Below are 23,087 nucleotides of genomic sequence, written 5' to 3'. Positions count from 1 at the left end.
TCCGGCGCGCTTCAATTTCAGTCCATAGAGGGTTTGCTGCGATGCATCAGTAAAAGCACCAAGAACGTGACTATCTGAGCATATTTGTCACGTAAACGGTGTACCCATTCAGCTGCTTTTTGTTCAGTTAATTGCGAAACTGCCCGGCGCTGATAAATTCTCCGAAGCGTTCACACCACACAACAGCCGCGCTGTATTGTTGCAAGTCGGTGTTGGGCGGAAGGTCGAGAATGAATCCGCCAAAGGTTTTTACCGACCCCACTTGCAGGGACTGGCTTTTGATCTCCAAAAAGCCCGCCTCGTCTTCCACAAATTTTGGCACCAGGTACAAGTAATAATCGGGCCCTGGTGAAAGCTCGCCCTCGAACACCGCCTGGCTAGCAGACAAGGTCAAACGGCCTTCTCCCCAATGCAAAAAGTCGCTGCCTTTCAAGTCGCGTTTGAATTCTGTTGAGAACAGCGCTCCGCTTTGCGATGCGGTAATGGCCTCGGCGCCCGGGCTTTCAGGTTCTACAAGAATGGGCAGCAAATAAATGCCCAAGGCAACACCAACAATCAGCGCGCCGGCATGGGTAATCAACAGGAGAATTTTTTTCATGGTGCTTCAAGCCCTCAGGGAGTGAACTTGTCAATTCGCTCCCTGGGCTCAAAACGTTTCACATGCAGATGAATAATTTACAGTTCACGCTTGTCGGCGCACTCGCCCAAGCTTGCGTCTAGCCGGCAACGAATACGCTTCAAAATTTTCATCATCTCGGGATCGTAGAAGCCGTCTGCGGTCATTTGAATTCGGGATTCACGCATCAGCACATCGTACTTTTCGCGATCACCGGCAGGAATATCCAGCCATGCAGCAGCGGGCACGGCTTTCTCAGACGTATCGACCAAAGCAATGGCGCGTTCAAATTGTTGCTGAATCCAAACCCGCGACTTTTGCCCAAAGCCCTCGGGAAATTTGTCTTTGCGGATCAAAATATTCGCGGTTAGCTGCACCAAGGGAAAGCGGTAAATACCCCCCTTGCTACCAATGCCTTTGTACAACTCAAGCGGCTGGTAAGCAATGGCTGGTGCAGCAATAATGTCCACCTGCCCGTTGTTGAATTTGGTGCCAAAGTTGATCACCTCGCTGGCCACGGGTTGCGCGCCCAACTGTTGCACCATTTTGGCTTGCGATTTGTCGTAGTCCAGTACCGCAATTTTTTTGCCCGCCGCTTTTTCAACTGAATTAATGGCCCTGTCGTTCACCATCACATAGGCGGCACCAATGGGCAAAATACCCGCCACTTCAAACAGGCCCGAGGTCATTTTGTCATTCAGCTTTGGGCTGCTCATCAGGTCAATTACCGTGCGCAGGTGCTTGTAGGTGGGCACAGCGCCAATGGAGTCGATGCTGCCCACAAACTTGTTGAACTGCCTGCCACGCAAAGTAGAAATGGCTGCCGCATCGCATTTGCCGGTTTTGAAATCTTCGGCGGCAAGGCGTTCGTCGACATACGCTTCCAGTTCAATATTGGCACCCCAGCCCTTGGCTGCCACTGCATAATCGCGCGCTTGCGCAAAGGCAGGGCCGCTGCGCCCTGCAATGTCGAAAATACACATTTTGATGTTGGAGGCTTGGGCTTGTGCCGGGAAAGCGAGGCTGGCGCCCAGCAATACGAGTGCTGCAGCTTTGATGGTGTTCATGTCGTCTCCGGTAATTTTGGGCTTTTTTTGTAATGTTTCAGCCCTTGAGGAAATTTCATTCTACAGAAGAATTAATCCACTTCATGCACTGAGAACCAGGCTGCTGCCAGTCTGTCAGTGCAACTGGTGTTGGCGCAGGGGCTGATTCCCTCTAGCGCTTGAACCAGTGGGCCGCTGTGCGGCGGGTCCGCAGGAATCAAGCCGAATCCGTAGTGGTCCTGAAAGTTCAGGTGCCCGTAGTCTCTTGGCTGTTCTGTCACCACCACCAGGAACTGGTTTTCTCCGGCAGGGCCGGCGGCTTGAATGGGTTCATTGGCTGGAGGCAACGGCATAGGCTTGTTGGCTTCAATGGCCAAGGCTGGTACGCGAACATTTGGCAACAACTGAATCAGAGAGTTGTCACTGGCACGAACATACACCGCCACAAAACCCGAAACAGGGGACTCAAGCTGAAAGCGCAACAGATCTTTACCAATTTTCAGTGTTGTTTGCTCCATTTGAATAGTGAGCGCACTGTCAGCTTTGTCAATCACGGCTTGAAACGATGGGTCCAAATTGTTGGTCAGCGCCGGGCCGATTTGTATGGTGTCTGATGAAGGTACGGTTGCTTGAACAACAGCAGTCTTTGTGGTGTCAGCGTTTTCCTCCAAGGGCGGAGCATTTAGATCAAAAATGAATACTGCAAGCAGCGCGGTAAAGGCAATCGCAGCTGCAATCACGCTGCCTCCACGCTTCATCGACTTCGTTGAATGAAGTCGTTTGGGTGGTGCTTCCGGTTGGGGGTGGGCTACCTGATCATACAGGCTCAGAATGTCTTGTGTTTCGGTTTGCAAAGCCTGCCGAAACAGCGACATGCTGGCGGTGCGGTCTTGTGGCTGCACTGCCAGTGCATCGTCAATGGCCTTTTTTACATGCGGGCTGTAGGGCAATTCCGGTCGTTCATGCAAGGGCAGGTAGCTGTCATTCACCAGTCGCCCGACTGAAGAAGGCGGTGTTTTTCCGGTCATCAAGAAGTGAGCAACCGCTGCCAGTGCGTACACATCTGTCCAGGCACCTTGGGTCATGGAAGGCACTTCGGCATACTGCTCAATCGGTGCGTAACTCGCTTTGAGAATCACGGTGAATGGTTGCGACACGCTGCCAATGGCTCGGCGCGCTGCACCAAAGTCCAGCAAGATGGGCAGGTCAGTGTTGTCTTGAATAATGATGTTCTCTGGCGAAATATCCCGGTGATAGCACTGCTGCGAATGCATTACCTCCAGTGCCTCGGTCAATACAAGCAGCCAATTCACCAGTTGTTCCTGCGCCAGCGGGGCAGCGTGGTTTTCGGCATACTGTTTCAGGTTCATGCCTTGGTACAGTGGCATCACCATGTAAGCCGTTCCGGCCATTTCCCAAAACCGGTACACCTTCACCAGCGCAGCATGGTCAAATTGTGCCAGCAGGCGAGCTTCATTGATAAAACTTCGCATGCCAGCATCAAAGGTGCTTTTATGGCGTGCCTCACGCACTTTCACAGCGCCACCCGGAATGCGTTGGGCCAATGAAGCCGGCAAATACTCTTTCAAGGCCACTTGTCGTTCAAGCATTGGATCAAGTGCTTTGTACACAATCCCGAATCCACCCACGCCAATCACATCCTGAATCTCAAATCCTTCAATCCGTGTGCCAACAGGCAGCGGTTGCTGGCCTGAATCATTGGGTATCACAGGCGCAGCCTGAATAACGGTGTTCTCGTTCATCATGGTGCGGTGCCAAGTCCAAGCAAGGTATTGAAATCGTGGCTTGCAGGCAAGCCGTCGCATTGAAGTACTGCCTTGATTGCACCGCCGTAGTCAATTTCGAACCAATGGCTTTGTGCGTCTCCGACCTGAATGGAATCTTTGCTTGCCGACTCATCCATACATAGCGCAAGAGATTCTGACTTCAATTCAAACTTGTTCAGGCACCAGTCCTCGTTCAAGGCATCCGCGCACAAAGTGTGGGCTTGTTGAAACCACAGTGCGAGTGATTCAAAAGCAAGTTTATCCAGGCTGCATGAAGGCAGTTCTTGAAGCAAAACAAATGGAAATGCCCGCCCGGCTTTGTCGACCGAGGGCATCAAGACGCCGATCGCCGCATTGTTGTGAAACTCGGGTGTCACTCGTGAGCCCCACACAAATCCGTGTACAGGCATTTGGAAATACGCGTTTGTCCACGCGCTTCCGTGTACCGCCTGGCCCACTTGAATGGTGCTGCTCAGCCAAAGGTCAAGTGTTTCAAGTAGCCCGGCAGGCATGTTGTGGCTGCAAAAATCGCCCACACAGGGCAGTTTGCCAAACCAGCAAAGTTTTTCAGCATGGGTGTTCATAAATTGCCTGGGCAGCGGAATTGTTTTAGCTCGGTGAGCCGCAGCGGGTTGAAGGCAGAATTGGCCAGTACTTCAAACTCAAATTGTTTTCCATCCAGATTGAAAGTCGCCCTGAATTTCTCTGGTCGCTCTGTGTTCTGAATTTGAGCTGCATCGAAAAGACGGAACAGCGCCCAAGGTCCGTTGTATGTTTTGTAGTTTCCCTCTGAGGCCCGAACACGCAATGTGGTTGAAGGCGATTGCCCGCCCCATTGAATTCGGTGCGTGGGCTGAAACTGTTTCGAGAACATTTTCAAGTCGCCATTTGTTTCAAGGTAAAACACATCATCGGGGTTGCTGGCGTTGACCAAACGCATTTCTACATCGAAGCTTGCAGTCGGTTTGCTGCCTTGAAAAAATACGTCGCGAATACGCGCTGCGCGCTGAAACTGCACCAGAGAAGGATTGGCCTGTGGTGCAGAACCGTCACTCAAGGGTTTCAGCGCCCAGTTCGCGCCACCTGTGTCGACCACGCTCGCCAAGCGGCTTGAAAAGAACTGATCCATCAGGCCACCGGGCCCAAAGAACCGGGCGAAGTCGTCTGTCAACACATCCAGACCTGAGCCGGGGTGAATTGGATAACGGTTTGTCACGGTGCGTCTGCACACCTCTTGCAGTGGGCGCAGGTCTGCTGTCAAATTCGCCCGTTCTGCGGCACGCCCTTGAGCGCTGCCTTGCCCCGCCAATTGACCAACAATCGCACGCACGGGCTCAGGCAGCACGCCAGCACCCACCAGCAGCGAGTCCAACGCAGAAGCAGGTGGGGGTGGAACCTTGCTTTTCTTTGCGCTGGAAACAGCTGCCAATTGTGCATACAAATCGTTCAACAAGGTTGCCACCTGGGCGTAGGCAGGCGGGTTGCCCTCAAACAGATTGTTGATGTCGCTGAAGTGGTCGTCCACTTGCTGTTCGAGCGGAACCTCGAAGTCGACAGGTTTGAAGTCTGACCCAGCCAGTAGAGCCACATTGGGTGACAGTGCCTGATTGGCTTTTTGGTTGGCAAGTGCTTCGGTTTTTTCGCCAGCCTTGCTCATGGCAGAAGCCAGTCGAGTATGTGTTGAAACTCCCTCGAGAAACTTTTTCAGGGGTGATTGCGGCGAGGCCAGTACGCGGGCCAAATCTACGGCCTGGTCAAATTGTGCAGGTTTTAGAATTTGTACATCTTTCAGGTAGGTGTCCCAGGTGCGAATATAGTCCCGAACATAAAGCTGACGGGCCTGTTGGAGCAAAGCTTTGGAATTCAGCTCACTGGCCCGGTTGCCTGTGGAAGTGTCCCCCATCACCCAGCTTGATTCCTGGCGCAGGCGGTCCGCTTCAACTGGCAATTTCGCCAGAAAATAGCTGACATAGCCTTGGCGCGTATACAGGGCGTCCACCCCCTGGTTCAGTGATTGCCCACTGGGTCGATTGAAAATTCCAGCGGCACTGATACCAACAGTTTTGATCAAATTGAAATCTGCACCCGGTTGCGGCTTGAAGAACCGCTGCATGCGTTTGTACAAGCGTTCATCCAGCGCCTGTGCACCGATGATTTGGCGAGCGGTATCGATCAGCTCTTGATCTTTGGGTGGAAGGCTATTGGGTGCTCCCAGGTGAATTGCTGCCTCCAGGTGTAAACCAGCCGAATCCCGCAGTTCGGGCTCATAAGCCACAAAAACATTTTGCTGCCAGTCATACACCACCCAAGTCGACAAGGCTTCTGCATCATAGTGCTTGGGTGTGTGAATCATCACATAGGCTTTCAGAGATTCATATGCCAGTTCCATGTCCTGATTCAAGGCATTCCGCAACCGGTCTTCAAGGCGCTTGGCCACTCGGGGTATTAGCGCATTCGCCAGGGAATTCCGATAGGCAATTTGTTCGGCCTGTTGAAGCTTTTCATCCTGATTCAGGCCCAAGGTGTGGTTCACTGCGTCGGGGTTGGCCTGGGCTACCGCGCGCAAATCATTCAGCGCCTTGAACAATTCCTGCAGCGGTGCCTGTGCTTCTGTTGGCAAGTTGGCGGTTTGCGCAGCCAGTGCAGTGCTCCGTTCTAGTGTCTGTGCTATGGCTTCACTGTTGTTGCCGTGGCTAATCCACCACCCCAAAGACAACAATGAAAACCCAATCACTGCCACTGCGATCGTGCTGAAATAAACCAACTGCTCGAGAAGGGCTTTCTTTTTCACATAGGCAGCCAGGTGCTGTTCTGCAAACACCACTTGCGACAACACATCACGAATGAAAAAACTTTTGCCGGGACCTTTGGCCGTTGTGCCTTCAGCTGGATTGTTGGCCATCGCTGATGCAATTCGATCGAACACATTGCCGTCTTGTGTGCCGCTGGTTAAATAAACACCGCGCAGTGTCACCTGTTTTTCAAAAGGACTGTCCGACGAAAAGGCCATGCTCAGTAGGCCTTCGATGGCGGGCTTCAATTGGGCCACAGCCAAGGGAAACTCAAACAGCTTTGTACATTTGTAGGCTTGTTCTTCCCGTTCCAGTCGAGCGTTTAACTGAGCGCTCAGTTTCTCCACCATTTGACCCAGAGCCCGTGGCAAATCCTTGCTTAGCGTGATGCTCAAATTGTTGGGGTGCTCGAAGTTCACGCCCCATGCCTTTGCGCGTTCCGTTTCACTCAGGCGACCAAAGGTTTCCTTGAAACCACAGAGCAAATCCAGCTTGGTTACCAGCACGTAAACTGGCGGGCACATGCCCAGGGTGCGAATCATCTCCTGCAAACGCAAGGCAATTTTTGCAGCGGTTTCCTTTCGCTTTGCTTCAACGTCCAGTAACTCTTGAATACTCAATGTTAGAAGCACACCATTGACTGGCTGCTTCGGTCTGTGCTTTTTCAGCAGACCCAAAAAAGAATTCCAGCCCGCAGCATCGGTGTTCTGATCGGAATCTTGCGTGGTGAAACGGCCTGCTGTGTCTATCAACACCGCTTTGTCTGTAAACCACCAGTCGCAGTTTCGCGTGCCACCCACGCCCTTGACGGATTCCTTGCCCAAGGGGTCTTGCAATGGAAAACGAAGCCCGGCGTTTTTCAGTGCCGTGGTTTTTCCACTGCCGGGTGGGCCCACAATCACATACCATGGCAACTCGTACAAGCCGGGTTTGCTAAGGTACCAAGCCTTGCGGGATTGATGCTGCCTCAGCGTTTCCACGGCCTGCTTGAATATGTCATGCAGCTTGGCGGCTTGCATCTGAGATTGCTCATCCTGACGAGTCAGCCCTGCTTTCAATGCATGTTCAGCTTTGTGAACTTTCCACCATCGCCAGGCCAGGGGGCCAAATACCAGTGCGAAAATCAGCACGCTTAGTGTGCTTCGAATCCAGATGCCGGCAAAAGGCTGCGAATCGCCAATAGAAACAATTGGACCCACAAGCCAAACCAAGGCCAGAAAACCAATGAATGCCAATAGGCTGAGTACAAATTTCAAAAGCATGTTGAATACCTGGTGATGTGGAGTTCGAGATTCAGCTCAGCCTTCATTGGTTGTGAATCAGCATGATCTCGACACGACGATTTCTTGCCCGGCCTTGCGCGCTGTCATTGGGTGCGATCGGGTTGGCAGCCCCCGCGCCTTCAGTGGCAATTGCAGTGTTCGGAAGAAATGTGGCGATGCGTTGGCCCACATGTTCCGCGCGTTCCGCGGACAGCTGCCAGTTCGATGGAAAGCGAATGGATCGAATAGGTTGGTTGTCGGTGTAGCCTGTCACCGTGATCTGCCCCGGGTGTAGCGCAAGTTCCCTGGCCACTTTCTCCACCAGCGGTATTGCACTGTCATTCAATTCAGCACTGCCGGAATTGAAAAAACCGTCGCCAGTCAGAATCACAGTTGATTTATTGCCGATTTGTTTCAGGGTGAGCAATCCTGCAACAATTTCTTCCCGAAGTTGAATGGGTAATTCAAGCCCCTGAGTTACTGGAACGGGCTCACTCTGAATCTGCGCGAATTGGGGTGATGGAAATTGAATGGATACAATTTCTGCAAACGCATGATCCGATTGGGTATTCAAGTTGAAATACAATCCGAGGAAAAACAAGGCGCCCAAAGTACTCAGGGCGCTGATTGGTAACCACAAGGGAATTTGGCGCATTCGCCTGTTGTTGCCGGGTGCCTTCGATTGCCAGAAGTCGGGGTGAAGACTGGTTGGCGTGTCGGTTGAATTGGGTTGAACCAATTGAAACAGACGGGTTTTCAATTGACTTAAAGCAAGGTCGCCACCCTGTTCAACCTTGTATTTGCCTTTGAATCCAAAGCTGAGAATCACAGCCATCACTTCCAGCAAATCCCGGTTGTCGGATGGGTTTTGCATCAACTTCTGAATCAGCGCGAAAATCTTTTCCCCGCCCCAGGTTTCACTGAAAAACTGCAACAGCAAACTGTGATTGGCCCATTGGCCCGAGCCACCCCATGGGGTACTGGCGGCACGTTCATCCATGAAGGTACACAGCGCATAACGAATGGACAAACGCTCAGCCTGTACACGCCCAATTTGTTCCAGTTTCTGATCAAGTTCAGTCAATCCTTTTGACAGGGTGGCCGACAAAGCCTTGTGCGATGGAATATCGCTGAGCGCTCCCATGGTACAGATCAAGCGCAGCAACGGGCTGGCATGGGCCAGCAGTTTGTTCTGGCTTGCTGTCGGGTTTGCCTGAAGTTGATGCAGCATTTGATCAAAACTGGTTTGCGCTTGCGTGTCGGGCATCCCCATGCCGGAACCTGAGGTGGTCGATGGCCCCAAAATATTGTCGAGTGACTGAATGGCTGGCGATGCAGGTTTACCCAAGCGCGGCTTGATGATGGTGCGTTCACCACCCAGTGCGAAAAACGGATCATTGGGATTCATAGCAAACGCTCCTGTTCACGGCGAACAGCCCACAACTCCAGGCGTAGTTCAGGCAAGTCGCCGGCGTAATGAATCGCAATGTGCCCTGTTTGATCCAGCATTTTCCACAAAGGATCTGTGCGCGTTTCCAGCTGAAAATACAAATGGTCTGCGTAATAGGGCAAAGCGGCGTGCGCCTGCTGAACATGCTTTAGTCGAACACCCGGAAGGTTCAGATTGACGAGGTCGCGCAATTTCTCAACCGGACCAATTTTGACAGTGCTTGGAAATTGTCTTTGTACCAACTCCTCGGGTGCCGCAGCATGCACAGTCAGGTAAAAGTGAGCGTTGACCAGCAGGGTTCTGTCGGTAATTTGACCCAGATGAACACCCGCCTGCTTTTGTATCAAAGGAATTTGTACGGCGTGCTGGTCGTGAAGGCCTGCAAGTGCATTGCGAAGGGCTGTAAAAACTGCGTCAAAAGCCAAACGCAAATTGTCATGGTCGTAGTTGGGCAAGAAGTCGGCTGCGGTGTCGTCACCATACAATGTGACAGCACCCAAACAAGCCAGAAGTCGCAGGTAGGCAGCCTCAGGATGTACCTGTTTGCTGCGAAGCAGGTGTGCAACAATCAATCGGTGTTGTACGCAAGCTTGCAATAACAAGAAGTCCCCTATTTCCGAACTGTTGTGGCTTCCCTTGCGCACACGTCGTTGCCGAAGCTGGTTGATTTTACTTTCCAGCAACGCCAGTACAGCTTCCAGTATTCGGCGAATGTTGGCGTTTTGAAGGCTGCACAAGCAAGGTTCAATGAAAGCATCAACAAGCTGGATTTCTGAATTTCTTGATTCACGAAATTCACAGATCGCCAGTTGAACATGCCCTTCCTGATGAAGGTGTTCTGCACTTAAAAAAAGATTCAAGCGCGCCAGGTCAACCGCAGAGGGTTCAAGCTCAGGGTCGTAAACACTGGAAATTTCAGTGGTTTCGGCCAGGTACTTTAGCGGCGAACGGTTGTTTGTTGGTGCCTCTTCCGGTGTCCAGTCCAAATGCCTCCCCGCCCAGTGGGGTTTGGCCAGCGAAAGGTAGACCTTTCCGCTTTTCACAGCATTGGCGAAATCAAGACAGGGAGGTGCCGGGTCCTTGTCAGGAATCGAGAAGTGTGTTCCGTCCGGAAAATACCCTGATGCCTTGAGAATACCCACCTTGCCGGCCAGCAACAGATCAGGGTCCAGCTGTAGCTGATGAAAGCCGTGGCAATGCCCATGAAAGTGCGCTGTTCGAATATGAATTTCATGGTCGAAATAGCGTTCTTGCTGCTGAAAATGTTGGGGTTGGAGAAAGAGACCTTCACTCCAGATTACACGGCTATTTTTAGTCATTTAGGGGGATGAGTTTCACTCTCTGTTGGCTGTGATGTATCACTCGTTGGGCGAATTTTTTCAAAAGGAATAGACTCGTGGCCCAAGTCGCGAAAAATCCTATCACGAGATTTTTTAAGGTGATTTTTTTACCGATGCCCTACCTATTCCGGAGTAGCTATGTTTGAAAAACATATTCTGAAGTTCGCTTTGTTGGCGCCCGTGCTCATCGGCTTGCACGCACCGTCCCATGCAGAATCGTTGGTGGTTGATTTGGCCGACACAGTTCCAGCTGTCGAGCAGGTTAAAGAGGGTCTGTTCCCCGAAGAGGCATGTGAAGAGCTTCGTAAAAACGGTTTCAAATGCATGGGGTTCAAGCCCGCAGTGCGTTTTTCAATTCCGAATGCGCATTTCCAGTTGGGATCTGCCGAGCTTCCCGCTGAACTGAAAAAGCAGTTGGATGTTTTCGCACAGGTGCTGAGTAATCGTCCATCCGATTCCCCGCCAATTGTGGTTACGGGGCATGCCGATGCCAGCGGTGACGCTTCCTTGAACCAGGTGCTTTCTTCAGAGCGCGCCAAAGCTGTTAAAACTTACCTGACCCAGAAGGGTGTATCGCCAAGCTTGTTGCGTGTGGAGGGCAAGGGTGCTGACAAGCTGGCTGACGTGAATAATCCTTTTGCTCCCGCCAATCGCCGAGTTGAAATTAGCCGCCAATGAACAGATTGATCAGCCTGAGCGGTTCAGCTCCTCTGGACGAAGTTCATTTCAGATCTGCGCGCTTGCAGGAATCACTTTCCGAGAACAGTACAGGTTCTGTGTTTCTGGAATCCGATTCTGCGCTGTTGAATGCAGACGATTTTTTGGGAAAGAATTGTTGTCTGGCCTATGAAACCCGTGAGAAAACCAAGCGTTATTTTGACGGTGTAATTGTGGAAATGGAGCAGGTTTCCATGTCCAGCGCAGGGCGCTGCGCCTATCGCCTGGAATTGAAATCATGGACGTGGTTGCTGGGTAAGAACCAGGAGTTTCGCGTTTACCAGAACAAGACCGTACCGAGCATTGTTTCAGAAGTAATTGGTCGCCACGGACATTCCTCAGTGCGGTTTTCTGATCGCACAATGGGCGCCAAGCGTGTTTGGGAATATGTGGTTCAGTACGGTGAAAGTGACCTGAATTTTATTCGCCGTATACTTGAACAGGAAGGCGTTTATTTTTACTTTGAACATGGTGAGGGCCAGCATACGCTGGTACTCGTAGACTCCAGCAGTACACATCAAGTTTTTCCCGGTTATGCCAATCTGGCCTACGATCCAGCTTCGCAGAGTGGCAGGCTGACCCCGGAAGAAACGATCACCAGCATGTCATTGAAGAAGTCCATTGAACCGCCAAGGCATGCACACACGGATTACAACTTCAAAACACCATCGAACTCCTTGCTCGTGAACTCACAGGGCAAGGCAGAAAGTTACAACTCGGCCTACGAGGTGTTCGAGTATCCTGGTGAGTTTGAAAATGAAGGTGAGGGTACTCACTACAGCAAACTGCGTCACGAAGAATCTCAGGCGCGCCAGCAAACGTTCAATGCAAGCACTTCGGCAAGGGGAGTTGCAACAGGCCATTTGTTGAACACGGTTTGCAAGGACAACCCCGCGTTGTCCAAAACTTTGCTCGTGATTGGTACCCTGATCACCGTTCACGAGTCAGAGCCAGAAGCCAGTGGCGGTGCGCAATCTGATTTTGATTGTCAGTTTGAAGCCATTGAGTCCAGCCAGCCTTTCAGACCCGAACGGAAATCCAGAAAACCCCAAGTCAAAGGACCCTTGCCCGCCTTGGTTGTTGGCCCGGAGGGGCGAGAAATACACACCGATGAATTTGGTCGAATCAAGATTCAGTTTTACTGGGATCGCTACGGCAAACACAATCAGGACAGTTCTTGCTGGGTGCGTGTAGCTTCTCCTGTTGCTGGCAAGGGCTGGGGTTTTGTGGCTATTCCGCGTATTGGCCAGGAAGTGGTGGTGTCATTCGAAGATGGTGATCCCGACCGGCCCTTGGTTACCGGGGTTGCCTACAATGCTGAGCAAACAGTTCCCTATCCATTGCCTGAACACAAAACAGTGTCTGGCTGGCGTTCTCAATCCAGCGAAAAAGGCTCACCCTCCAATTTCAACGAACTTCGTTTCGAAGACAAAATTGGCAGCGAGTATGTGTGGTTTCAGGCCGAGAAAGATTATTTAAGTCTGATCAAGAACAACAGCAATACAGAAATTCGCGGGCATTCCCACAGCTTGATTCACGGCAACCTGATTGAAGAAATCAAGGCCGATGTGTCGCGCACAGTGCTTGGTCAACTCAGTCAGCAGATCGACAAAGCCTTGCATTTGACGGTGAACGATGATGTGTTGGCCAAAGTTCAAGGTTTACTCGGTTTGACCAACAACGGGCAAATTGCAATTAGTACCACTGGCCAGTGCTCATTGAAATCCCAGGGCAGCACTGACCTGGATGCAGCAGGCAATTTGAACCTGAGTACCTCGGCCCAAGGCAACTTGAAAGCGGGCTCAAGCCTGAAGCTGACCGCGGGCTCTAGCTTGTCGCTGAACGTGGGTGGCTCTTCGATTGTTATTTCCGCATCAGGCATCAAATTCAGTGGCCCAGCAGTTTCAGTCAACGGAAGTGCCATGGGTGGTGACGCCTCAGCAGCTTCCCCAAGTCCGCCCGAAGCCGCACTGGCGCCCGATTTGGTAGAGCCACCCATCGATCCAATTCCCTGAGGAATTTTGCCCAGATGTTGACCGTTTACGGTGTGGCCCCTTCTGAAATTGTGTCTGGCGGATCGACGCTAGTGCAGTTTCCTCCCTTGTCGGGGCGGGCTGTGGGCGGAGTTATTCCAGTGGATTGCCAAGTCAGTGTGCTGAAACTTGCAGACTCTGCCTTGGGCTCTACTGCGTCCTGGCCCTGGAAGCCCGTGGATCGAGGCTACGTAATTTCCAGCAGAAATGTGCAGTCCAGTTTGCTTAAGAATCACCTGCGACAGGTTCGTCATCTTCAAGATTCCTCTGGCTGTAATCGAATTTGGCCCTGGTTTGATCCGCGTTACCTGAAGCTTGCCTTGAACACCCTGGCAGGACAAGAGTTGGTCAAACTGTTTGGTCCAGTGGAGTCGTTTGGTTTTGCCGATGAATCCGGTGTGGAGGTGTTTCAACTGAGGTCTGGGCTTGTTCATGTTACACAGGTGCGCCGTTGATCACGATTGATCTTCAAGCCAGTTTCAATGAGCAGGCACGCGCTGATCACTTGCGGCGCATGCATGTGCTGTTGAGCTCGCTCGATCTTGACCAAAGCTACAGCTTAAAACCAGATTTCACCGAGTCACTTTCAGCCGCAATTGATTTGCTGGAAGCTCATGATGTAACCCAGGCGTATTCGCAAGCCTGTGTCTTGCTCAGCTTGTTTGCAGGTCAGGTGAGCATTCAGGGTATATCGAGTGAAGCCGACCCTCAAACCAATGTTTTGCGTAGCATGCAACAGGCTTTGAGCGCCGGAGTGTCCCCAAGCGCCTTTCATTGTCTGTATGAATCATTGGCCGGTCTTGGGCGATTTGATCAGCCGTGGCCAAGCGGGCAATTGCAGATCAATTTGATCGATCTGCTGGCCGCCGTTCAAATAGGCAGTCAGCCAACGAAAATTCCGTGCAATCTAACAGGTTCTTTGGCTATTGGCGTTAGCACCATTGCTGGTGAGCTGGTGAACTGGTTCAGAACAGACTCTGGTTTTGTACATCAGGTCTTCGGACAATTCACTCCCGATTATCTGATTGCACAGGTGTGTAAAAATTCATTGCCAGCAAATGATTTGGTCATTCATGTAGACCCCGTATTTGAGCGCTGTGAAATTGGTCGGCAAAACACGTCTGGATTCTTTTCACTTCAGCGTATGGAGCTGATTGACACGCGGCTTACACAGCTGGATTTTAAACAGCTCAGTTGGTCCTGCTCACCCGAAGAAAAACAGGGCTTGCAATCAAGATGGTCTGATTCAGACGTACTGATTGAGCCGGTGGTGCAACAGTCCAATTCCTGGCTCAGCACGGATTTGAACTTTCGTGCCCAATGGACGATTCATGAAGGCTTGATTGAATTTGTTACCACAGCGGACATGCAGCTTCGTGCAGCCGCAGATGATTTCAAATGGCAGGCCCAACTGATTCACAACCATGTGCCGGTGAATTTGAGCATACAAACCGAACGCGATATCCACGTTCACTGGCAACACAGCGAGAAACAATTGCCAGGATTGTTGCCGCTGGGCGAGCCATTGTGGTTGGCGCAATACAGGGTGCCTTTGCATGTTCAGGTGTGCAGCGTTGTTGGTGTGGGTAAACCGCTCATTCGCGCTGCCAGCCCTTTGGCGGGTCAACTTGTTTTCAGTGTGTCAGCGGTGGTTAATCCTGAAGATAGGGCACTGGAGGTGGTACTGACTGTTGATCATTCCGAATTGGTCTGCGACTGGCAAAGTGTCGATCCAGTCAAGGGCTGGGCCTTGGGCTGCTGGCACTTGGCAGCGCCTGCACGAATCATGCAACGGGGCCTTCAGCATGGATAAAACCCTGTTGTTGCGCGCCAGTGTACAGGGTCAGAATGCTTTGCTGACTCTGAACGGCATGGTGCTTGGCAAGTTACAAAATGGGCGAGAACTGGTGTTGCCCATCCATGAGTATGTTCAGTCGGGCGAAAACAGAATTCAGGTGATTCTGTTGCCAGGTGCTTCAATGCGAGGCGCATCATTGAATCCTGATCATGCCCTGCTCACGCAAAACTGCAGCACAACTGTGTGGGTTGAACTTCAAAAAGACCGTGGGCCTGATGTGCTGGTGCAGCCACGGGTGTTATTTGAATTGAAAACTGCTTTTCAACGTGGGCAGCGTTTGAGAAAAAACCGTTTGCTGGATTCGACAGTTGACTTGCCTGTTTCCTTTCCCCGTTGGCGCTATCTCGATGTATTGCCTTCCACACACGGTGCAAATGATTCGGCACTGATTGAAGATTTTCTGCTGAATATGTTTGCCCAATTCAAGTCAGGCAAGGCATCTGCCTTGCTGCCGTTTTTTACCGTTCGCAATCGCGAATTGGCTGCGGCTTATGGCCTCGACCCACAAAATGTAGTCAGCGATTTCGCAGCACATCTGGCACATCTTTGCACACAATCCGAGTTGCTTGAATCCGCGCTGGATCCCCAATGCTGGCAGTTTCAATGCGTTCGCCAATCTCCAGTTCACGCATTGCTGGATATCAATCACGCGCCGCTGCTGCAATGGAAATGCAAGCTGAGCGGAGCCACCCTTCAACTGCCCATGCATGTGGGTGTGTTGGGTGGTGAAGTTTTTGTATTGCGTTAAGGGTGGGTTGAATGTATTCCAACTTTGAATTCCAGATTACCCGCGATGGTCAGGCGGACAAGGCAATCGAACAGTGGCCTGTGCCCTTGCAGGGGGGATCGATTGGCCGCTCGCCCGATTGCACCTGGGTGTTGAAAGATCCCCAACGGGTGGTGTCGCGTTTGCACGCACAGGTACTTGTTGAGAATTCCCAATGCCACTGGACAGACCTTGGCACCAACAGTACCTTGGTTAACGGCAAACCCATGCCCCAGAATCAATCCGTCCCCTTGAGTCCCGGCGATGTGCTGCGAATTGGTGATTACTCAATCATTCTTGCGAAGGTTGCCGCGAATTGGAACGGATTCGAGGACCTGATGCCGAGGCCCGAAATTGATCCACTGGAATCCTGGTTGCCACAACCAGCTTCTAACGTCGATATCGACGATCTGTTGGCAGCTTTCGATATGGCCTTGCCGCCTGTCGAAAGCGATATCGAAGAGAACATTTCGCCGTTGGCCCAGCGTATGTATGTGGGTTCCCAACAAGCTGATTCAGCAGTTCGAGGTGTGGTGGCTGAACAACCGACAACACCCTCCACAATTCAGGATGTAGAGAAGTTGCACCACTTGTTGGGTATCTGCGTTCAAGGTTGCATGCAATTGCTTTCAGCGCGCCGAATTTTCCAGGAAGAAACGGGCAGCAAGCTGACCAGTATTTCCGCGAAGGGCAATAATCCACTGAAATTTTCTGCATCACCGGCGCAAGCCATGGGCAAACTGCTTGGTGATAATTCACTGGCTTATCTGGATGCAGAGCAGGCCTTTGAGCAGGCGTTTCAGGATATTCAGGCGCACATGCAACTGAGTGTTGCGCGAATTCAAGTATTGATTGAGCAGGTTCAGGGTGGTCTGGATCCAGCTGTGATCGAACAAGAAATTAATCGGCAAGGTGGATTGAGTTTGAGCCTCGAACTCGCCAGAAAAGCACGTATGTGGGACCTTTATTGCGATCGCTACCGGCATCTGGCGGGCACATGGAGTTGACCATTCAACTGGGTGGCGCACACGAAGGGCGATTGTTGCAAGTACAGGTTACACAGCGTACCGACATTGGTAACCGCCCGGAAAATCAGGACGCTGTTGGGCATAAATTATTTGGAGACTGGCTGGTGTGCGCGCTGGCAGACGGTGCTGGTGGTCATCGTGGCGGGCAGCTTGCTGCTGCCTTGGCTGTTGAAATGTCTTTGAGTGCATTTGAACAATCACCCACGCTGGAAAGATCACGCTTGCTGGAACTGATGCAACAGGTGAATCAAAATATTTTGCATCAACAGACCACACACCCTGATTGCTCAGACATGCACACCACCGTTTGTCTTTTGGTGATCAATCAACGATCTGCACAGGCAGTTTGGTTGCATGTCGGCGATTCGCGTGTGTATCACTTTCGGCAAGCTGTGCTGCGCTCAAAAACCAGGGACCACAGTGTGTTGCAGTGGATGATTGATCATCAACAATCCGATGGTCAAGCCAGTCGAAACGCGCTGTATACCGCATTGGGTGAGCAAAATGAACATCTTCACATGGATGTGACCGAGCCTTGCTGCTTGTTGGCTGGGGACTGGTTCTTGATGTGCAGCGATGGTTTGTGGGAACACCTCAATGACGACGAGCTCGCATTGCTGGGTACCAGCCTGTGGTGCGCAGAGGATTGCAATGCCCATATTCATCAACTGGCATTTAATCGCGCCTTGGGGCGGGCAGACAACCTCAGTAGCATTTTGGTCTTTGTGGGTGAGGGGGGTGCTCAATTCGGTTGACACCATACCAATGACCCAATTTCCTGATTTCCGGTTTTGATGTTTCACTCCGGTTCGCTCTCATTCCAAGTACCTATTCCATGTTGACCAACCGATACACAATTGCCCTGTTGCTGTACACACTTGCCTGGCCGGTACAGGCCCAGGTGTCTACGCCTGCCCCCTTTATCAATCCCGAGTCTGCTGCGCCTGCTGCGGAAAAAGAAGCAGAGCCTGTCATCGACAATCAGGCTGAAAGAAAGGCGGCCCCTGAGTTGGGCAAGCCGTTGAACGATGTGTCTCTGAATGTCAGCGCTTATCGAATTGAAGGTGTCGAAGCCAAGCATCTGAACGATATTCAGAAATTGCTGATGCCGTATGTGGGCGAAAAGCGTTCGTTTGAAGACCTCAGCAGTGCAGCACAGGTGGTGACTGCATTCTTGCAGCGTGAATTGGGCTATTACCTGGCGTATGCCTATTTGCCCGCGCAAGACATTAAAAACGGTGTGGTGACCATTGCCGTGTTGCCCGGTGTGCTGGAGTCAGTCGAAGTGGCTTGGCCTGCAGAAGAACTGCGCGTGAATCGGGATATTGTTGAATCGCACTTGAAGCGTTTAAAGCCCGGTACGGTCATTCGTGTGGAAGAGGTAGAGCGGGTGGTGTTCCTGCTCAATGACTTGCGTGGCATTCGAATGTCATTTGCCATCAAGCCTGGCACACAAGCAGGCAAAGCGATTCTGGTTGCAACACCCAGCAACGACAAGGCACTGACCGGCAGTGCGGGCCTGGATGCAAACGGCTCGCGGTACGCAGGCACGTACCGTGGCATTGCCACCTTTTCCTGGGAAAGTCCGTTTGGCTTGGGTGACTCGTTTTCGGTCAGTCATCTTCAATCTGAAACAGGTGGTTTGGACTTCACGCTGCTGGGTTACACCCTGCCGGTTGGTGCGGATGGATTGAAGTTGGGTGTGAACGTGTCTACCGTGAATTATTCACTTGAGGAAAACGATTTTCCCTTGGGCTTGAATGGCGATGCAGAATCGCTGGGTGTATTCGCGCTGTATCCCCTGGTGCGTTCACGCAACCTGAATGTGTTTGCACTGACTGGGTATGACAAAAAGGAGTTCACTGACAGGCAGAGCCTGTCTGGTTTGGAAACCGTGAAGGAAGTGGATTCATTTCGCCTGGGTCTCAGTGGCGACTCCCGCGATAGCCTGGTGGGCGGCGGTCTTAACTTCTTCAACTTCAACGTAGAGGAAAGCAAAACGAATTATCCGGGTGGTGTGCCGTTTGGTCTGGACGATGAACTTAACACCATGCGTGTGAACTACTCGTTTGGTAGGTTGCAATCTGTTGTGCCCGGCAAGTTGATGCTGTGGAGCTTCTTGCGTGGTCAATATGCACTCGACAATCTTGACAGCAGTGAACAGTGTTCGCTGGGTGGTGCTACGGCTGTGCGCGCATTTGCACAAGGTGAAACTTCTGGCGACAGCTGCGATTTGTTCACGCTGGAAGCGCGCTATTTGCCCTCTGCCAACTGGTTTGGCAGTGCGGCGCGTGAATTGTCCTTCAATGTGTTTTTTGATCAAGGCCGTGTTCGTTTTCGCGAAGACACCAGCAATCAGCCCGCAGGATTCAACAACCATGCCGAACTGGCTGGTTACGGCCTGGGTTTGGCTTGGGACAGGCAAGACATTTTCACATTCAACTTGAGTTTGGCCTGGGAACTGGCGGGTGTTCGGCAGTCTGATCCGAAACGCCAAAGCCCAAGAATCTTTGCATCTTACATCTACTATTTCTAAGAGAATTTTTATGACTTCCGCAACTTGCAAGCTGAATTCGTCTTTCCCACTCAAGCCACTGGCAGCTGCCGTGTTGCTGGTGTTCAGTGCCAATGTGCAGACTGCGCCGATTCTTGATGGTGTCTTGGGCAATAACCTTGATCTGAACGTGTCATTGCCCGGCACCACTGTGATCACTCAGACAGTCAATCAACGTGATGTGATCAGGTGGCAGGAGTTTTCCATCGGCAGCGGCGAAACCGTTCGATTTGTTCAGCCCGGTGCCGATTCTGTCATTTTGAATCGGGTTGTCGGGGGTAATTCATCTGAAATTTTCGGCAGCCTGGTGGCCAATGGTCGAATTTTCCTGATCAACCCAAGTGGTATTGTGTTTGGTGCGGGTTCTCAGGTGAATGTGGGTAGTCTTGTAGCGTCTACATTGAATCTCAAGGGCAATGGTAACGGCAATGGCCAAATGCCTGGTCAAACAATTGAGTTTGAAACAGGTGCAAATGCCGGAGGTATTCTCAATGCTGGCAGCATCACTGCCAAAGACATCGTATTCCTGGCGCCTTCCATTACAAACTCGGGAAATCTGACAGCAGGATTGCAACCACAACACCAGGCTGGCTCTGGCGTGTCGGTGAATCTAATTGCAGCCAAGGAGGTCACCGTAAATACCTCGGGCAGCGACCTAATTGTTCAGGCAGTTGAAGGTCACAACAACGCCTTGATTCAACAGCTTGGCCAGGTGCTGGCCGAGGGCGGACGGATTATTTTGTTGGCCAGTGCATCGAACAACGGCGATCCCAGTGTCATCAACACGGCCGGTGTAAACCAGGCTTCACGAATTTCAATTGAAGGTGATTTGATTCAATTAACAGGTAGCCTCAACGTGGGTAACCCACAGGGTACTGTAGATGTTATTGCGGGTGAAGTTGGCCAGATGCGCAACGGCCAAAGTGCGGCTTTGCTGTCTGACGGTGGCCTGAATATCAATTCAAGAGGTGGTTTGAGTTTAAACAACGCTGGCAATGACTTCACTGGCTCGGTCGATTTGACAGCGACAGGGTCAGTTGCAGTTCATGATTCCAACAATCTGCAAGTTTCGGTCGATTCAGGCGGTGAAGCCACACTCAGTGCTCAGAACCTTGCAATCAGAAGCCTTGCTTCTGATGGCCTCACAGTCAATGCCAGTGGCAGGATCGAGCAGACTGGCCCAGTGCAGGTGAATGGAAGCACCGTATTGAATGCGAATGAAATCAACCTGGGGAATCAGGCAAACCAGTTTGATGGCGAGGTATTGATTAACAGCACTGCGGGTACTACTTTACACACCAATGGTGAGTTGAACATTTCAGGTTCTGCCGCGCAACTGAATTTGACAGCAGCCGAAATTACACAGAGCGCTGCGCTGTCCGTTGCTGGTTTATCCACCCTGAATGCCAATCAGGTCAATCTGCTTGAGTCCGACAATGATTTCGCAGGCAATGTCGAACTTGCGGTGACTGGTGCAGCCATTTTAATGGACATGAATGATCTGGCTGTGTCGGGGTCTGCGGGTGCAGCCACTTTATCAGCAGTCAATCAAGTGCAGTTAAACGAACTGACAGTTGAAAGTTTGAATGTTACTGCGGCCAGCATTGCACAGAACGGAACACTGACTGTGCAGCAAGGTACAAGCTTGAATGCAAGCGCGGTTCAGTTGGCGGACATATCCAATGATTTCGGCGGCAATGTCGAGCTTGGCAATGTGGGCACCGCCGAGCTTGCTGATGAGGGTGAGTTGTCTTTGTCAGGGCAGGTCAACAACCTGACTGCAACCGCCCGCAATACCACGCAGTCGGCGCAGGCAGGGCCGTTGACAGTTAACAACACGGCAACTTTCAATGGCGAAAACGTTGAATTAATTCAGTTTGGCAATACATTTCGCGGCCAGGTCGTTCTCAATCTGGATGGTCAGGTTCAATTGGGCAGCGCCGAGGGTATTGCGGTCTCAGGGCGGGCTGCAAGCGCAGTTTTCAACGTAGATTCGATTCGTCAAGGCACCACTGAAGTCGATGCGCTGAATGTGCTTGGGCAAACGCGCATTAACAACAGCAATTCTGTTCAGCTAAACAACGCGGCAAACCGTTTCGGTTCAACTGTGGTGCTGCACAATGCAGGCGCAGTAAATTTGAATGGCAACGATACTCTGACTGTTCAGGGTTCTGCCGATGATGTCGCTTTGACCACCGGCTCCAATGGGCAGATTGTTGTAAACGGCTTGAATGTAAACAGCCTGAGTGCAACAGCAACACGAATTGATCAAACTGATTTTTTGAATGTGACAGGCACCAGCGCACTGAGTGCACAACATATTGATTTGACTGAGTCAGGCAACAATCAATTCGGCTCTACGGTCACACTTACTTCCAGTGAAAGCGCAGCAATAAAAGCCAACGGTACATTGACTGTGGCAGGCAATGTTGTCAGCGGTAGTGTTGAAGCCGATTCCTTGGTGTTCAACGGTTTGACCGCAAGCAATAGCCTTGCAATGAGCGCAGACAGCATCACGCAAAGCATGGATGTTGATCGTGCCCTGCAGGTGCAAGGTGAAACCCGGATCAACAACTCGGGTGCCGTTGCGTTGAACAATGCAATGAACGATTTCAATGGCGATGTGGTTTTGAATACCCAAGGCTCTGTGCGTTTGCGTGACAGCAATACCTTGACGATCGAGGGGCAGGCTGGTTCGCTTGACCTGACAGCGCTATCCATCGCACAAAGTGACTCACTTGTTGTGGGGGCCACCGCTGCATTGAATGCCGCCGCAGTCAGCCTGAATAACCCTGCGAATGATTTTCAGGGGCAGGTTAACTTGCTTGGCAATGCACGTGTCAGTTTGCGCGACGAAAACACACTGAACGTGGCAGGCAATGCACAGGAACTTGTGTTGAATGCAAACACTGTTGAAATCAGTAACGCGCTGACAGTGAATGAAAATTTGACCTTGACTTCAGATGTTGTGACACAGGCTTCCTCGGGTGCGGCGGCCTTGATGGTTGGAGGTGATGCGCGCATTGAGCACCGCAACAACAGCAGCAATACCTTGGTACGGTTGAACAACGCCAACAACGATTTTGTTGGCCCGGTTACTTTAAGCAACCAAGTCAATGTTGAATTGGCTGATCGAAACACACTGACTGTTCAAGGCCAGGCAGGTCGTTTGTCCGTCAATGCAACAGAAGTAAATCAGCTTGGCGATCTGACTGTTGAAAACCAAGCCACATTGAATGCAAACACCATTTCCTTCATGAACGCTGCCAACAACTTCGCAGGCCCCGTGGTGCTGAATTCTGCTGGCAGTGTGAACCTGCGCGACCAGCAAGTAATTGAGTTGCAAGGTTCAGCAGGCAGCTTGAACGTGCAGGCAGGCACAGCAATTAATCAGTCGGGCGCATTGAATGTAAATGGCAACAGCAACCTGGCTGCACCTACAATCAGCTTGACCAACGCGGCGAACAGTTTTGGCGGTGGCGTTACTGTTAATGCCACACAGCAGGCAACAGTGAATGCCAGTGGAGACCTCTCGGTAGGCGGCAATGCAGCAGCATTAACCGTGACCGCACAAAATGAACTGGACTTGAGCAATTCAATGCTGGGTAGCTTGAATGCGGCCGCACAGCAAATTGGTCAATCTGCCGCTGTATCAGTGACGGGTCCAACAGTCCTGGTTGCACAAGGTGCAACGTTATTGGATGAGGGCAACGATTTCAACGGCACTGTCACTCTGAATGTGGCGGGCCAAGCCAGCATCGCCGACACAAACAACCTGTTGATTCAAGGCACCGCGCAAACCCTGACCACATCAGTTGTTGGTACGTTGACCGCCGGA

16 protein-coding genes are annotated in these 23,087 nt (G+C 51.6%); 9 read left to right on the top strand and 7 right to left on the bottom strand.

Going from position 1 to position 23,087, the window contains the following annotated elements; all coding sequences use genetic code 11:
- Positions 1-127: 127 nt before the first annotated feature.
- The 7 genes from B4C79_RS09100 to tssK all read right to left on the bottom strand — a co-directional run bounded on the left by B4C79_RS09100 (position 128) and on the right by tssK (position 10,272).
- A complete protein-coding gene (locus B4C79_RS09100) occupies positions 128-598 on the bottom strand; it encodes a DM13 domain-containing protein (protein WP_171097229.1) in 471 nt (156 codons plus the stop codon).
- Positions 599-675: 77 nt separating this feature from the next.
- The gene (locus B4C79_RS09095) at positions 676-1,683 is read right to left on the bottom strand and encodes a putative solute-binding protein (protein ID WP_291741971.1); all 1,008 of its coding nucleotides are present in this window, start codon (positions 1,681-1,683) and stop codon (positions 676-678) included.
- 71 nt (positions 1,684-1,754) lie between these two features.
- Positions 1,755-3,428 carry a serine/threonine protein kinase gene (locus B4C79_RS09090; RefSeq protein WP_291741974.1) on the bottom strand — a complete coding sequence of 558 codons (1,674 nt, stop codon included), beginning with the start codon at positions 3,426-3,428 and terminating at the stop codon, positions 1,755-1,757.
- Complete coding sequence (gene tagF / locus B4C79_RS09085) at positions 3,425-4,033, bottom strand: type VI secretion system-associated protein TagF (protein WP_291741977.1); 609 nt, start codon at positions 4,031-4,033, stop codon at positions 3,425-3,427. Before tagF ends, B4C79_RS09090 begins: the two co-directional genes overlap by 4 nt.
- On the bottom strand, positions 4,030-7,503 hold the full coding sequence (gene tssM, locus B4C79_RS09080) for a type VI secretion system membrane subunit TssM (RefSeq protein WP_291741982.1): 3,474 nt from the start codon (positions 7,501-7,503) through the stop codon (positions 4,030-4,032). The genes tagF and tssM overlap by 4 nt, the downstream gene beginning before the upstream one ends.
- A gap of 43 nt (positions 7,504-7,546) precedes the next feature.
- Positions 7,547-8,911 carry a type VI secretion system protein TssL, long form gene (gene tssL / locus B4C79_RS09075; protein ID WP_291741985.1) on the bottom strand — a complete coding sequence of 455 codons (1,365 nt, stop codon included), beginning with the start codon at positions 8,909-8,911 and terminating at the stop codon, positions 7,547-7,549.
- Complete coding sequence (gene tssK, locus B4C79_RS09070; RefSeq protein WP_291741987.1) at positions 8,908-10,272, bottom strand: type VI secretion system baseplate subunit TssK; 1,365 nt, start codon at positions 10,270-10,272, stop codon at positions 8,908-8,910. The genes tssL and tssK overlap by 4 nt, the downstream gene beginning before the upstream one ends.
- A 159-nt stretch (positions 10,273-10,431) precedes the next feature.
- Here tssK and B4C79_RS09065 point away from each other — a divergent pair, with 159 nt between their 5' ends.
- From B4C79_RS09065 to B4C79_RS09025, 9 genes are all read left to right on the top strand, one after another.
- On the top strand, positions 10,432-10,971 hold the full coding sequence (locus B4C79_RS09065; protein ID WP_171097241.1) for an OmpA family protein: 540 nt from the start codon (positions 10,432-10,434) through the stop codon (positions 10,969-10,971).
- A complete protein-coding gene (locus B4C79_RS09060; protein ID WP_291741994.1) occupies positions 10,968-13,025 on the top strand; it encodes a type VI secretion system Vgr family protein in 2,058 nt (685 codons plus the stop codon). Before B4C79_RS09065 ends, B4C79_RS09060 begins: the two co-directional genes overlap by 4 nt.
- Before the next feature lie 14 nt (positions 13,026-13,039).
- Entirely contained in the window at positions 13,040-13,498 is a 459-nt protein-coding gene (locus tag B4C79_RS09055) for a hypothetical protein (RefSeq protein ID WP_171097245.1), read from the top strand.
- Positions 13,495-14,856 (top strand): hypothetical protein, encoded by a 1,362-nt coding sequence (locus B4C79_RS09050; protein ID WP_291741998.1) that lies wholly within the window; start codon positions 13,495-13,497, stop codon positions 14,854-14,856. Before B4C79_RS09055 ends, B4C79_RS09050 begins: the two co-directional genes overlap by 4 nt.
- Positions 14,849-15,649, top strand: coding sequence for a hypothetical protein (locus B4C79_RS09045; RefSeq protein ID WP_171097250.1), 801 nt, complete (start codon positions 14,849-14,851; stop codon positions 15,647-15,649). The genes B4C79_RS09050 and B4C79_RS09045 overlap by 8 nt, the downstream gene beginning before the upstream one ends.
- 11 nt (positions 15,650-15,660) lie before the next feature.
- Positions 15,661-16,674, top strand: coding sequence for a type VI secretion system-associated FHA domain protein (locus B4C79_RS09040; RefSeq protein WP_291742002.1), 1,014 nt, complete (start codon positions 15,661-15,663; stop codon positions 16,672-16,674).
- Positions 16,665-17,450, top strand: coding sequence for a PP2C family protein-serine/threonine phosphatase (locus B4C79_RS09035; protein ID WP_291742005.1), 786 nt, complete (start codon positions 16,665-16,667; stop codon positions 17,448-17,450). The genes B4C79_RS09040 and B4C79_RS09035 overlap by 10 nt, the downstream gene beginning before the upstream one ends.
- An 80-nt stretch (positions 17,451-17,530) precedes the next feature.
- Complete coding sequence (locus tag B4C79_RS09030) at positions 17,531-19,231, top strand: ShlB/FhaC/HecB family hemolysin secretion/activation protein (RefSeq protein ID WP_171097255.1); 1,701 nt, start codon at positions 17,531-17,533, stop codon at positions 19,229-19,231.
- Between the two features lie 10 nt (positions 19,232-19,241).
- On the top strand, positions 19,242-23,087 hold a 3,846-nt coding region (locus tag B4C79_RS09025; protein ID WP_291752226.1), incomplete at its 3' end, for a beta strand repeat-containing protein.

The organism is Limnobacter sp. UBA7229 (genome assembly GCF_002473065.1).
Taxonomy (GTDB): domain Bacteria; phylum Pseudomonadota; class Gammaproteobacteria; order Burkholderiales; family Burkholderiaceae_B; genus Limnobacter; species Limnobacter profundi.
Note: the sequence above shows the minus strand (reverse complement) of the source record. Positions and strands in the feature narration are given on the sequence as shown.